General features: G+C 61.0%; 11 protein-coding genes and 1 pseudogene. 9 read left to right on the top strand and 3 right to left on the bottom strand.

Going from position 1 to position 12,966, the window contains the following annotated elements:
* Positions 1 to 114: 114 nt before the first annotated feature.
* The 5 genes and pseudogenes from BM026_RS29565 to selO form a co-directional block, all read left to right on the top strand.
* A pseudogene (locus BM026_RS29565) lies at positions 115 to 837 on the top strand (MCP four helix bundle domain-containing protein); the annotation flags it as partial.
* 30 nt (positions 838 to 867) lie between these two features.
* Positions 868 to 1,740 carry a methyl-accepting chemotaxis protein gene (locus tag BM026_RS29560; RefSeq protein ID WP_371914410.1) on the top strand — a complete coding sequence of 291 codons (873 nt, stop codon included), beginning with the start codon at positions 868 to 870 and terminating at the stop codon, positions 1,738 to 1,740.
* Positions 1,741 to 1,974: 234 nt separating this feature from the next.
* Positions 1,975 to 3,717, top strand: coding sequence for a potassium/proton antiporter (locus BM026_RS11250; protein WP_058423526.1), 1,743 nt, complete (start codon positions 1,975 to 1,977; stop codon positions 3,715 to 3,717).
* Positions 3,718 to 3,767: 50 nt separating this feature from the next.
* Positions 3,768 to 7,106, top strand: a complete 3,339-nt coding sequence (gene mscK / locus BM026_RS11245; protein WP_071492335.1) for a mechanosensitive channel MscK — start codon at positions 3,768 to 3,770, stop codon at positions 7,104 to 7,106.
* 48 nt (positions 7,107 to 7,154) lie between these two features.
* Complete coding sequence (selO, locus tag BM026_RS11240; RefSeq protein ID WP_093528551.1) at positions 7,155 to 8,618, top strand: protein adenylyltransferase SelO; 1,464 nt, start codon at positions 7,155 to 7,157, stop codon at positions 8,616 to 8,618.
* A 45-nt stretch (positions 8,619 to 8,663) separates the two neighbouring features.
* Here selO and BM026_RS11235 read toward each other — a convergent pair whose 3' ends face one another.
* Complete coding sequence (locus BM026_RS11235; RefSeq protein WP_038846491.1) at positions 8,664 to 9,065, bottom strand: helix-turn-helix domain-containing protein; 402 nt, start codon at positions 9,063 to 9,065, stop codon at positions 8,664 to 8,666.
* Positions 9,066 to 9,073: 8 nt separating this feature from the next.
* Positions 9,074 to 9,361 (bottom strand): type II toxin-antitoxin system HigB family toxin, encoded by a 288-nt coding sequence (locus tag BM026_RS11230; RefSeq protein WP_093513466.1) that lies wholly within the window; start codon positions 9,359 to 9,361, stop codon positions 9,074 to 9,076.
* A gap of 237 nt (positions 9,362 to 9,598) precedes the next feature.
* On the opposite strand from BM026_RS11230, the gene trxC reads away from it, so the two are divergent.
* Positions 9,599 to 10,033 (top strand): thioredoxin TrxC, encoded by a 435-nt coding sequence (trxC, locus tag BM026_RS11225; protein ID WP_093528548.1) that lies wholly within the window; start codon positions 9,599 to 9,601, stop codon positions 10,031 to 10,033.
* Positions 10,034 to 10,090: 57 nt separating this feature from the next.
* Here the strand turns inward: trxC and BM026_RS11220 are convergent, their stop codons facing one another.
* Complete coding sequence (locus BM026_RS11220; protein WP_071492339.1) at positions 10,091 to 10,861, bottom strand: ParA family protein; 771 nt, start codon at positions 10,859 to 10,861, stop codon at positions 10,091 to 10,093.
* Between the two features lie 349 nt (positions 10,862 to 11,210).
* On the opposite strand from BM026_RS11220, the gene BM026_RS11215 reads away from it, so the two are divergent.
* From BM026_RS11215 to BM026_RS11205, 3 genes are read left to right on the top strand one after another with little or no spacing between them, the layout of a single operon-like run.
* A complete protein-coding gene (locus BM026_RS11215; RefSeq protein ID WP_092246490.1) occupies positions 11,211 to 11,930 on the top strand; it encodes a beta-ketoacyl synthase chain length factor in 720 nt (239 codons plus the stop codon).
* Positions 11,906 to 12,718, top strand: a complete 813-nt coding sequence (locus BM026_RS11210) for a lysophospholipid acyltransferase family protein (RefSeq protein ID WP_093528545.1) — start codon at positions 11,906 to 11,908, stop codon at positions 12,716 to 12,718. Before BM026_RS11215 ends, BM026_RS11210 begins: the two co-directional genes overlap by 25 nt.
* Complete coding sequence (locus tag BM026_RS11205) at positions 12,696 to 12,965, top strand: phosphopantetheine-binding protein (RefSeq protein ID WP_071492342.1); 270 nt, start codon at positions 12,696 to 12,698, stop codon at positions 12,963 to 12,965. Before BM026_RS11210 ends, BM026_RS11205 begins: the two co-directional genes overlap by 23 nt.
* The last annotated feature ends 1 nt before the right edge of the window (position 12,966 follow it).

The raw sequence follows: 12,966 nt of genomic DNA, 5'->3' as shown, positions 1-12,966 counted from the left end.
CGTCAGGTGCGACAAAACCGCACACGCCCCTTTAGACTTTAGTCGTACGACCGATAGAGAGGCACACCCCGTCTCACGGCCGCACGGATCGCGCTTCTCCCCCAGGATTCCCGCATGTCGCTTCGTAATATGAATATCGCTCCGAGGGCCTTCCTCGGCTTCGCGTTTATTGGTGCGTTGATGTTGTTTCTCGGTGTGTTCGCCCTGAATCAGATGAGCAAGATCCGCGCTGCCACCGAAGACATCACCCTGTCCAGCGTGCCAAGCATTCGTGCCCTGGATGAGTTCACCCAACTGACCCTGCGCCTGCGGGTGCTGTCGTACCGCCTGCTGACCAACCGTGAACCGGATGTGCAACAGAAAACCCTGGAAGCCTTCGAGCTGCGCAACCAGCAGATTCGCACCGCCCAGGGCATCTACGAAAAACTGATCGAGAGCAGTGAGGAGCGTTCGACCTATGACGAGTACGTACGCCTGCTCGGCCAGTACCACCAGATTGAAGAGCGCATGAAGAGCCTGTCACGGGCCAATCAAGTGGAGGAACTGCGCAGCCTGCTCAACACCGAATTGCTCAGCAACTCCGAGCAAGTCAACGCCGTGCTCACGCGGCTGCTGGACCTCAACAACACGATGGCCCTGACCACCAATAAGGAAGCCGAGGACCAATACAACATGGCCTTCAACCTGGTGGTAAGCCTGTTGGTGGTCGCCACGCTGCTGACCCTGCTGTTTGCCTGGCTGTTGACCCGCAGCATCACACTGCCCATTTCCCAGGCATTGGAAGCTGCGGAAGAAGTGGCCGAAGGCAACCTGACCCGCCCGATCAAGGTCGACGGCAACGACGAAGCCGGGCGCCTGCTGGCAGCCATGGCCAAGATGCAGGACAAGCTGCGCGACACCCTGCAACGCATCGCCGGTTCCGCCACCCAGTTGGCATCGGCCGCCGAAGAGTTGAACGCGGTCACCGACGAAAGCGCCCGTGGCCTGACCCAGCAAAACAATGAAATCGAACAAGCCGCCACGGCGGTGAATGAAATGACCAGTGCCGTCGAAGAAGTTGCTCGCAATGCGGTGAGCACCTCCGAAGCGTCGCGCAACGCCACCACCTCCGCCGGTGATGGCCGTGATCTGGTGCAGGAAACGGTCGGCGCCATCGAGCGCATGAGCGCCGACGTGCAAGCCACCGCGACCCTGATTGGCGACCTGGCCAATGAGTCCCGCGATATCGGCAAGGTACTCGACGTGATCCGTGGCCTGGCCGACCAGACTAACCTGCTGGCCCTGAACGCGGCGATTGAAGCGGCGCGTGCCGGTGAAGCCGGTCGCGGCTTTGCGGTAGTGGCCGATGAAGTGCGGGCCCTGGCCCATCGCACCCAACAGTCGACCAGCGAAATCGAGCGGATGATCGGCAGTATCCAGGCCGGCACCGAGCACGCGGTGGATTCGATGCGCAACAGCACCGAACGCGCCGAATCGACGCTGAACATCGCCAAAGGTGCCGGGATGTCGCTGGATACCATCAACACCGCAATCGTCGAGATCAACGAGCGCAACCTGGTGATCGCCAGCGCGGCCGAAGAGCAGGCGCAGGTGGCGCGGGAAGTGGACCGCAACCTGGTGAACATCCGCGATTTGTCGGTGCAGTCGGCCACCGGCGCCAGCCAGACCAGCGCGGCGAGCAGTGAGCTGTCGCGCCTGGCGGTGGACTTGAACGGGATGGTCAGCCGCTTCCGCCTCTAACTGACACAACTGGGTCGAAATTGTGGGAGGGGGCTTGCCCCCGATGACGGTGTATCAGCCAGCTTATCTGTAGCTGAACCATCGCAATCGGGGGCAAGCCCCCTCCCACATTTAGATCTGTGCCTGTCTTTAAAAGCTTTTTGACAGCGCAGCAATTCAACAGGTTAGAATCGCTGGCACGTAGACTGCATGGTCAGTTTGCGCCCTGTCTTGTTTGCCCGTGGAGTACTGCCTTTGAATGCGACGACCATCAACAGCCTGTTCCTGATCGGCGCGTTGCTGGTAAGTGCGAGCATTCTAGTGAGTTCTCTTTCGTCCCGCCTGGGGATCCCGATCCTGGTGATCATCCTGGCCGTGGGCATGGTCGCCGGCGTCGACGGCGGCGGCATCATCTTCGACAACTACCCGACCGCCTACCTGGTGGGCAACCTCGCCCTGGCCGTGATCCTGCTTGATGGCGGTTTGCGCACGCGGGTGGCGAGTTTCCGCGTGGCACTCTGGCCGGCGTTGTCGCTGGCCACGGTGGGGGTGTTGATTACCACCGGCCTCACCGGCATGGCCGCGGCCTGGCTGTTTGACCTCAATATCATCCAGGGCTTGCTGATTGGTGCGATTGTCGGCTCGACGGACGCCGCAGCCGTGTTCTCGCTGCTCGGCGGCAAAGGCCTGAACGAACGGGTCACCGCCAGCCTGGAGATCGAATCCGGCAGCAACGACCCGATGGCGGTGTTCCTCACGGTTACCCTGATCGACATGCTCGCCAGCGGCCAGACCGGCCTGCACTGGAGCCTGCTGACGCACCTGGTGCGCGAATTCGGCATCGGCGGCATCGTCGGCCTGGGTGGCGGCTGGTTGATGTTGCAGATGGTCAACCGCATCAACCTGGCCACCGGCCTGTACCCGATCCTGGTGATCGCCGGTGGCCTGTTCGTATTTGCCGTGACCAACGCCCTGCACGGCAGCGGCTTCCTCGCCGTGTACCTGTGCGGCCTGGTGATAGGCAACCGCCCGGTGCGCAGCCGTCATGGCATTCTGCATATGCTCGACGGCATGGCCTGGCTGGCGCAGATCGGCATGTTCCTGGTGCTGGGCCTGCTGGTCACGCCCCATGACTTGCTGCCGATTGCGTTGCCGGCCCTGGGCCTGGCGCTGTGGATGATCCTGTTTGCACGGCCGCTGTCGGTGATGGTTGGCCTGCTGCCCTTCAAGGCGTTCCATGGCCGCGAAAAAGCCTTTATCGCCTGGGTCGGGTTGCGCGGCGCGGTGCCGATCATCCTGGCGGTGTTCCCGCTGATGGCCGGCCTGCCCCATGCGCAGCTGTACTTCAACCTGGCGTTCTTTATCGTGCTGGTGTCACTGCTGGTGCAGGGCACGAGCCTGCCGTGGGTGGCCAAGCTGCTCAAGGTCACCGTCCCGCCGGACCCGGCGCCGATTTCCCGCGCGGCGCTGGAAGTGCACGTCACCAGCGAATGGGAGCTGTTCGTCTACCGCCTGGGCGCGGAAAAATGGTGCATCGGCGCCGCCCTGCGCGAGCTGAAAATGCCCGAAGGCACGCGGATTGCCGCGCTGTTCCGTGGCCAGCAACTGCTCCATCCGTCGGGTAGTACCGTGCTGGAAGTCGGCGACCTGCTCTGCGTGATCGGCCACGAACACAACCTGCCAGCCCTGGGCAAACTGTTCAGCCAGGCACCGCAACGCGGGCTGGATCTGCGCTTCTTCGGCGACTTCGTGCTGGAAGGCGACGCCCAGCTGGGCGCGGTGTCGGCCTTGTACGGCCTGAAGCTGGAGGGCATCGACCCGGACATGCCGCTGAGCAGCTTCATCACCCAGAAAGTCGGGGGCGCGCCCATCGTCGGCGACCAGGTGGAGTGGAACAACACCATCTGGACCGTTGCGGTCATGGACGGGAACAAGATCGGCAAAGTGGGCGTCAGATTCCCCGAAGGAAGTCGCCCGGGCCCCGGACTCTTCCTCTAAACTGCGGGGCGACGACGCCCCCGATTCTTCACCTTGCACGACCGGTCTCTATGCCAACCTTGCGCACTCTTCTCGCCACTGCCCTGCTGAGCCTGACCCTGTGTGTCGGCGTTGTCCACGCCGCCGACCCGCCCAGCGCCGAGGCTATCCAGCAAACCCTGGACAAGCTGCCCGACCGCAAACTGCCCGACGCCGACATGAAGGCGCTGCAGACCATTCTGCAGCAGACCCTGACGTACCTGGGCAACAAGCAGGATTACGAGCAGCGCCTGGCCGACCTCAAGCGCCAACTGGAAGACGCCCCGCGCCAGACCACCGAGAACCAGCGCGAACTGACGCGGCTCAAGGCAACCAAAGTCATCCCGGTCGCCCAGCGCTACGCCAGCCTGCCGGTGCCACAGCTTGAACAGTTGCTGGTGCAGCGCAGCACCCAGCAAGGCGACCTGCAAAAAGAACTGGCCGATGCCAACAGCCTGTCCATCGCCGCCCAGACCCGTCCTGAGCGCGCCCAGACCGAAATCAGCAACAGCCAGACACGCATTCTGCAGATCAACTCGACCCTCAAGGCCGGTAAAGACAACGGCAAGACCCTCAGCGCCGACCAGCGCAACCAGCTCAACGCCGAACTTGCGGCCCTCAACGCGCTGATCCCCCTGCGCCGCCAGGAACTGGCCGGCAACAGCCAGCTGCAAGACCTGGGCAACAGCCAGCATGACCTGGTGATGGAAAAGACCGCACGCCTGGAACAAGAGATCCAGGACCTGCAGACCCTGATCAACCAGAAGCGCCTGGCCCAGTCCCAGCAGACCGTGACCCAGCAGTCCATCGAAGCGCAAAAGGCCGGTGGCAGCAGCCTGCTGGCCACGGAAAGCGCGGCCAACCTGAAGCTGTCCGACTACCTGCTCAAAAGTACCGACCGCCTCAACGACCTGACCCAGAAGAACCTGCAGACCAAGCAGCAACTGGACACCGTGACCCAGAGCGATTCGGCCCTGGACGAGCAGATCAACGTGCTCAAGGGCAGCCTGCTGCTGTCAAAGATCCTCTACAAGCAAAAGCAGGCCCTGCCGCGCCTCACCGTGGACCGCGACCTGGCGGACGACATCGCCAACATTCGCCTGTACCAGTTCGAGGTCAACCAGCAGCGCGAGCTGATCAGCTCGCCCAGCGCCTATGTGGATAACCTGCTGGCCAACCAGGCGCCGGAGGATGTCACCCCGCAGCTGCGCCGCACCTTGCTCGAATTGGCGATCACCCGCAGCGACCTGCTGGAGCGCCTGAGCCGTGAACTGAGCGCGCTGCTAAACGAATCCATCACGTTGCAACTGAACCAGAAACAACTGCTTAGCACCGCCACCACCCTGCGCGCGACGCTGGATGAGCAGATGTTCTGGATTCCCAGCAACAAGCCGCTGGATACCGAATGGCTGGAAACCGTCCCCGCGCACCTGAGCAAGCAAGTCGCCACCCTGCCCTGGGCGTCCAGCGTCAGCGAACTGTATGACGGCCTGACCCAACGCCCGCTGCTGTTCCTGCCCCTGCTGCTGTTGATCGGCGCGTTGCTGTGGCGTCGTAAAAACCTGTACCAGCGCCTGAACAAGGTGCACCTGGACATCGGCCACTTCAAGCGCGACAGCCAGTGGCACACGCCCCAGGCCATCCTGATCAACATCCTGCTGGCGATGCCGGTGTCCCTGGGCTTGGCGTTGTGCGGCTACGCGCTGCAAATCGACGCCCGTGGGCAAAACGCCAACCTCGGTTCAGCCCTGTTGCAGATCGCTCAGGCCTGGCTGGTGTTCTACACCGCCTATCGCATCCTGGCGCCCGGTGGCGTGGCCGAACTGCACTTTCGCTGGGAAAAGCCCCAGGTCGAATTCCTGCAAGGCTGGGTGCGCAAACTCGGGCTGGTGGTATTGGCCCTGGTGGCCGTGGTCGCCATCGCTGAACACCAACCCGCGGCGCTGGCCGACGACGTGCTGGGCATCGGCGTGGTGCTGACCTGCTACGCGCTGATGGCCTGGCTGCTGGGCCGCCTGTTGCTCAACAGCCCTACGCACGAAAAGGCTTCGCTGTTTCGCAAGGCCGTGGGCCTGTTGTTTACCGCGCTGCCCATCGCGCTGTTTATCGCCGTGTGCTTCGGCTACTACTACACCGCACTCAAGCTCAGCGACCGGCTGATCAATACCCTGTACCTGCTGATGTTCTGGCTGGTGATCGAAGCCACCTTCGTCCGTGGCCTGGGCGTTGCCGCCCGGCGCCTGGCCTATGCGCGCGCCCTGGCCAAACGCCAGGCCGCCAAGGAAGCCGGCGACGGCGAAGCGGTGATCGAAGAACCGACCCTGGACATCGAGCAGGTCAACGAGCAGTCCATGCGCCTGATTCGCCTGGCATTGCTCGGCGGTTTTATCGCCGCGCTGTATTGGGTGTGGGCGGACCTGATCTCGGTATTTTCCTACCTGGATAACGTCACGCTGTACGAATACACCAGCGGCACAGGTGCGAATATCAGCATGGTGCCCATCAGCATCGGCGACTTGCTCGGCGCGCTGATCATCATCGGCATTACCTTCGCGCTCGCGCGCAACTTGCCGGGTTTGCTCGAAGTATTGGTGCTGTCCAAACTGGACCTGGCCCAGGGCAGCGCCTACGCGACCACCACGCTGCTGTCCTACGTGATTGCCGGCGTCGGTTTCGTCTCCACCCTGTCGACCCTCGGCGTGAGCTGGGACAAGTTGCAATGGCTGGTGGCGGCGCTGTCGGTGGGCCTGGGCTTTGGCATGCAGGAGATCTTCGCCAACTTCATCTCCGGCATCATGATCCTGTTCGAACGCCCGGTGCGCATCGGCGACACCATCACCATCGGCAACCTGTCGGGCACGGTGAGCAAGATCCGCATCCGCGCCACGACGATCACCGACTTTGACCGCAAGGACATCATTGTCCCGAACAAAACGTTCATTACCGGACAACTGATCAACTGGTCACTGACCGACACCATTACCCGCGTCACCCTCAAGCTCGGCGTGGACTACGGCTCCGACCTGGACCGCGTGAAGGAACTGCTGCTCAAGGCCGCCCGCGAGAACCCGCGGGTACTCAAGGAGCCGGAACCCCATGTGTACTTCCTCAACTTCGGCGAAAGCACCCTCGACCATGAACTGCGCATGCACGTGCGCGACCTGGGCGACCGCAACCCGGTGATTGATGAAGTGAACCGCTTTATCAATCGCGAGTTCAAGAAAGAGCACATCAACATCTCGTTCCGCCAGATGGAGGTCTATCTCAAGAACCTCCACGGCCAGGAATACAAACTGGTGGAAGTCGACACCCCGGCCAAGCCCGCCAATGACGGCGGCGTGCAGGAACCACCACCGAGCAAACTCGACTAACTGCGCTATCCCCAGCAGAATGCTCGGACATTCTGCTGGAGATGGCCGGTGAAAGCCCTCGACGAACTGACCTTCGACAACCGCTTCGCACGCCTGGGCGATGCGTTCTCAACCCACGTATTGCCCGAGCCCCTCGACGCACCGCGCCTGGTCGTGGCGAGCGAGGCCGCCATGGCCCTGCTCGACCTGGACCCCGCCGTTGCCGAAACACCGGTGTTCGCCGAACTGTTCGGCGGGCACAAACTGTGGGCCGAGGCAGAGCCGCGGGCGATGGTCTATTCCGGGCATCAGTTCGGCGGCTACACCCCGCAATTGGGTGACGGCCGTGGGTTGTTGCTGGGCGAGGTGTACAACCAGGCGGGCGAGCATTGGGACCTGCACCTCAAGGGCGCCGGCATGACGCCTTACTCACGCATGGGCGATGGGCGTGCCGTGCTGCGCTCGTCGATCCGCGAATTCCTGGCGTCCGAAGCGCTGCATGCGCTGGGCATCCCCAGCAGCCGCGCGCTGTGCGTGATCGGTTCCGACACCCCGGTGTGGCGCGAAAAACAGGAACGCGGCGCGATGGTATTGCGCATGGCGCACAGCCATATCCGCTTCGGGCATTTCGAATACTTCTACTACACCAAGAAACCCGAGCAGCAGGCGCAACTGGCCGAACACGTGCTCAACCTGCACTACCCCGAATGCCGCGAACAGCCCGAGCCGTACCTGGCGATGTTCCGCGAAATCGTCGAGCGCAATGCCGAGCTGATCGCCAAATGGCAGGCATATGGCTTCTGCCACGGGGTGATGAACACCGACAACATGTCGATCCTCGGTATCACCTTCGACTTCGGGCCGTTTGCATTCCTGGACGACTTTGACGCGCACTTCATCTGCAACCACTCGGATCACGAAGGGCGCTATTCCTTCAGTAATCAGGTGCCGATCGGGCAGTGGAACTTGAGTGCATTGGCGCAGGCGCTGACACCGTTTATCAGCGTCGATGCGTTGAAGGAAGCACTTGGGTTGTATCTGCCGCTTTATCAAGCGAACTACCTGGACCTGATGCGCCGCCGCTTGGGGCTGACCACCGCCGAAGACGATGACCAGCAACTGGTCGAGCGTTTACTGAAGCTGATGCAAAACAGCGGCGTGGATTACACCCTGTTCTTCCGGCGCCTGGGGGATGAATCGGCGGCGTTGGCCGTAGCGCGGCTGCGCGATGACTTTGTCGACCTGGCCGGGTTTGATGCCTGGGCCGAGCAGTACAAGGCGCGCGTTGAGCGGGATGGGGAATTCAGCCAAGAACAACGCCGTGCGCGGATGCATGCGGTGAACCCTCTGTATATCCTGCGCAACTACCTGGCGCAGAACGCCATCGTTGCCGCCGAATCCGGGGATTACAGCGAAGTGCGGCGGTTGCATGCGGTGCTTTCCAAGCCGTTTGAGGAGCAAGCGGGGATGGAGCAGTACGCACAGCGGCCGCCAGATTGGGGGAAACATTTGGAGATTAGTTGTTCGTCATAGGAGGCCTATCCAGAAGATCGCCCACCGCCGTGATCGTGATCGTGATCAGATGAACATATCCACAGGGACCTTGAAGAACTCCGCCAGCCAACGAATCTGCCGAACGTTCAGCTGGCGTTTTCCACTCAGGATTTCTGAGACAACCGACTGAGCGCCGACACCAGGCAGGTCACTTTGCGTCAAGCCATGCTCCTGCATCATTGAACGCAATACATCGACACCGCTCGCCTCAGGTATTGGCCAATGCTCTAAGTCATAGGCCTCAACCCAATCACCGATGATATCGACCAGCCCCATCAGCGGATGGGTTTCATCGTCCCCCACGATATCCAGCAATTCGTCGAGCGCCTCTACCAACACATCGTAATCAGCCTCGGTTTTCGGCTTACGCAACAAGGGGGACACGAACTGCCAATGCTCGGCGACTTGCTCGATCAATACACTCATTTTTCCCATTACTCCTTCCACTTACCCTTATCGTATTCACGATGGTCCAAAACATGCCGGATGTAGAGACGCTGCATTCGATAGCGCACGATGGCAATAAGGCGCAGCTTGTTGCCTCCGATATTGAACACATGCAGCGCCCCCACTTTATCCACAGCAGGGAAAACTGCTCTCAAAGTCGCAAAGTCTTCAGGGTTGATGACTTTGACCTTCCGATGCCACTCATCCAGAGCACTGGCTGAGTGAGGCCATTTTTCCTTGGCATTTCGTATTTGCTTCGCACTGATCACTCGCATGCAACATCCCTATCGCATCTTGCTATGAAGGTTAAACTCGAACGCTGACTATCGCAATTTGCTATAGAGTCGATCGGACCGGTGGTGCTTTGTCGAACACGCTTTCACAGCCTAGGTAGGCATGCCCAACCAGCACGCAAAAATCTGTGAGCATATGCAACGCCGCTTCATAACTTGATAACACCTGCGTCCGGCTCCACATTGAACTTCACTGACTGCTTTCATTGGAGCCCCACCATGCCCGAACCTCTTGTCATCCCCTGCCCCCACTGCAACGGCCTCAACCGCATCCCCGGTGAACGCCTGGGTGATGCGCCCAAATGCGGGCGCTGCAAGCAGCCGGTTTTGTCGAACAAGCCGTTTGAGTTGAAGCAAGGCGACTACGCCAGTCAAATCAAGGGCGATTTGCCGTTGCTGGTGGATGTGTGGGCGGACTGGTGTGGGCCGTGTAAGTCGTTTGCGCCGGTGTTCGAGCAGGCGGCCGGGCAGTTGGCGGGCAAGTGCCGGTTGGCCAAGCTGGACAGCGAGGCCAATCAGCAGTTGTCGGCACAGTTGGGGATTCGCTCGATTCCCAGTTTGATTCTGTTCAAGAACGGCCGCGAAGTGGCGCGCCAGAGTGGGGCGCTTGCGTTGTCGCAATTGATGAGCTGGTTGCGTAGCCAAGGCGTGTAACTCGGCCTTGGAAACCACCCATCCCCCTCCCACAGGGTTTTTGTGTTGTCTTTTGGATCACGCGTTTTCCAGCAGGTTATGCAACTCTACAAACTGCTGCGTCAGCTTGTGCCGTGGGTCCAGGTGGATCAGCGGCTTGCTCTCCTGGTGCGACTCACGCATGCGCACGGAGCTGGCCAAGTACACCGGCAGCACCGGCAACCCTTCTGCAATCAACTCATCCAGCATCTGCTGCGGCAGGCTCGCCCGGGCCTGGAACTGATTGACCACGATGCCTTCCACTTCGAGGTCCTCGTTGTGGTCTTCCTTCAACTCTTCGATCTCCGCCAGCAGACCATACAGGGCCTGGCGCGAGAAGCTGTCGCAATCGAAGGGGATCAGCACGCGATCAGCGGCAATCAGCGCTGAAACCGCATAAAAATTCAGTGCTGGAGGCGTATCCAGGTAAATCCGGTCGTAATCTTCGCTCAGCTCATCCAGCAGCTTTCGCAGCTTGTTGATCTTGTGCTTGGCCTCGAGCTTGGGCTGCAGGTCCGCCAGTTCTGCGGTTGCGGTGATCACGTGCAGGTTGTCGAAGGGGGTCTCGTAGATATCCACCCGGTTTTTCTTCGAAAACGGCCCGGAAGACAGGGTTTGCTTGAAGAATTCGGCAATACCCATGGGGATATCGTCGCCGGTCAGCCCAGTGAGGTATTGGGTTGAATTGGCTTGCGCATCGAGGTCCACCAACAGGGTTCGATAACCTTCGCTGGCGCTGACTGCCGCCAGGTTGCAGGCAATGCTGGACTTGCCAACGCCACCTTTTTGATTGAACACCACACGCCGCATGGAAAAACCTCCGTGTATCAATGAATGTCCGAGTGTAGAGGGCAAAAGCGCCTGTTAGCTACCTCGTTCATCCATGCACTGCTGCATCACGATGCCATTGGCACGATAGCTGTCATACACAGCCCACAGATTAAAAAGAACGGTCCGACAATCCATCCAGTCCTTGGGTAAAGGACAATCTGTCAATTCTTTCCACTATTTTGTAATCGACCGTGCACAAATCTTTACCAAAGTTTGCTAGAACCCCACGGCACCGGGATAATGCGCGCCATTCGGCTATTGTTCCCTGTCCCGGTATTCGGGGCCAAAAGTCGCACATGGAAGCCCGCAGGGGCGGGACAACTTCTCAGTGATCACTTTCAACATCGCCCAATGGCGCGCCTGGGCCCCCGGGCTCGATAGCGTGGATGACTGGCGCGCCTGGTGTCAGGCGCCGGCGTTGCTGCCCGCAAGTGATGCAGCCCCTGATGTCTCGTTCCTGCCGGCCATGCAGCGCCGCCGCCTGAGCAGGCTGGCGCGCATGGCGTTCAGCGTGGGTTGGCCACTGGCCGAAGGCCTGCAGGACCTGCCGCTGGTGTTTATCTCCCGGCATGGCGAAACCCCGCGCACCCTCGACATCCTCAGCGACCTGGCCAGCGAACAACCGCTGTCGCCAACCCAGTTCAGCCTGTCGGTGCACAATGCGGTGATTGGCCTTTGGTCGATCCTGCGCAATGAAACCAGCGAAATGACCGCCCTCGCCGCCGCCGGCGATGGCCTGGAACACGGCATGCTCGAAGCCGCCGCGCTGCTCAACGAAGGTGCGACGGCGGTTTTACTGGTGATAACCGAAGAGCAGGCGCCCGAAGCCTATGCCAGCTGGATCGTCGACGTGCCCTTCCCCTACGCCCTCGGTTTGCTGCTGACGCCGGGCGACGAGTGGCAACTGGAACTCGGTACCGGCACTGTCCAACCCACTCAAACCCAGTGGCCCCACGCCCTGAACCTGCTGCGCACCCTGCTCACCGAACAGGTCGCCTGCCAACATGCCTGGAAGAACCGCGTATGGAACTGGCAACGCAAGCCCTGAATGACAAACCACGAGACGCCTATTACTGGCGCCTGTTCGCCACCGCCGCCAGCTTTGCGCTGTTCGGTTTCGGCGGGTTGTGCCTGCGTTTGCTGGTGTTTCCTTTGCTCAGTTGCCTGCCAGGGGACGCTGCAAAGCACCGCAGCCGCGCCCGTCACACGATCAGTTGGCTGTTCTGGTTCTTTATCCGCCTGATGCAACGCGCCGGCGTGCTGACCTACAGCGTCGAAGGCGCCGAAAAGCTGGGTCGCCCGGGCCAGATGATCATCGCCAACCACCCATCGCTGATCGACGTGGTATTCCTGATCGGCCTGGTGCGCCAGGCCAATTGCGTGGTCAAGCAGAGCCTGTGGCAGAACCCGTTCACCCGCGGCCCGGTGCGCGACGCCGGTTATATCAGCAACGACGGCAGTGCCGAGATGCTCGATGCTGCCGCAGACGCCCTGCGCAGCGGCCAGACCCTGATCATCTTTCCCGAGGGCACCCGCACCAAACCCGGCGCGGCGCCTGCCTTTCATCGCGGCGGTGCCGCCATTGCACTGCGGGGTGCGACAATCATCACCCCCGTGGTGATCAAGGTCAGCCCGACCACGCTGACCAAGGCCGAACCCTGGTATCGCATCCCTAAATGCCGCGTGCACTTCAGTTTGCGGGTGGGTGCCGATATAGAACCACAGGCGTTCGCAACACTGGGGCCCGCGCCCCAGGCCTCACGCAAGCTCAACGATTACCTGCATCACTATTTTATTAAGGAGCTCGCCGAAGATGAGCGACCAACACCGCCTTGAGCACGACATAAAGGCGCTGATCATCGAGGCCCTGGGCCTGGAAGATATCAGCGTCGACGATATCGGCAGCGATCAGACCCTGTTCGGCGAAGGCCTCGGCCTGGATTCGGTAGATGCCCTGGAACTGGGCCTGGCGATCCAGAAAAAGTACGGCATCAAGATCGATGCCGACGCCAAGGACACCCGCAATCACTTCACCAACGTGGCCAGCCTTGCGGCGTTCGTCACGGCCAGACAGGCAGCTTGAG

The sequence above is a fragment of the Pseudomonas sp. NFPP24 genome, from assembly GCF_900112095.1.
In the GTDB taxonomy this organism is placed as follows: Bacteria; Pseudomonadota; Gammaproteobacteria; order Pseudomonadales; family Pseudomonadaceae; genus Aquipseudomonas; species Aquipseudomonas extremorientalis.
Note: the sequence above shows the minus strand (reverse complement) of the source record. Positions and strands in the feature narration are given on the sequence as shown.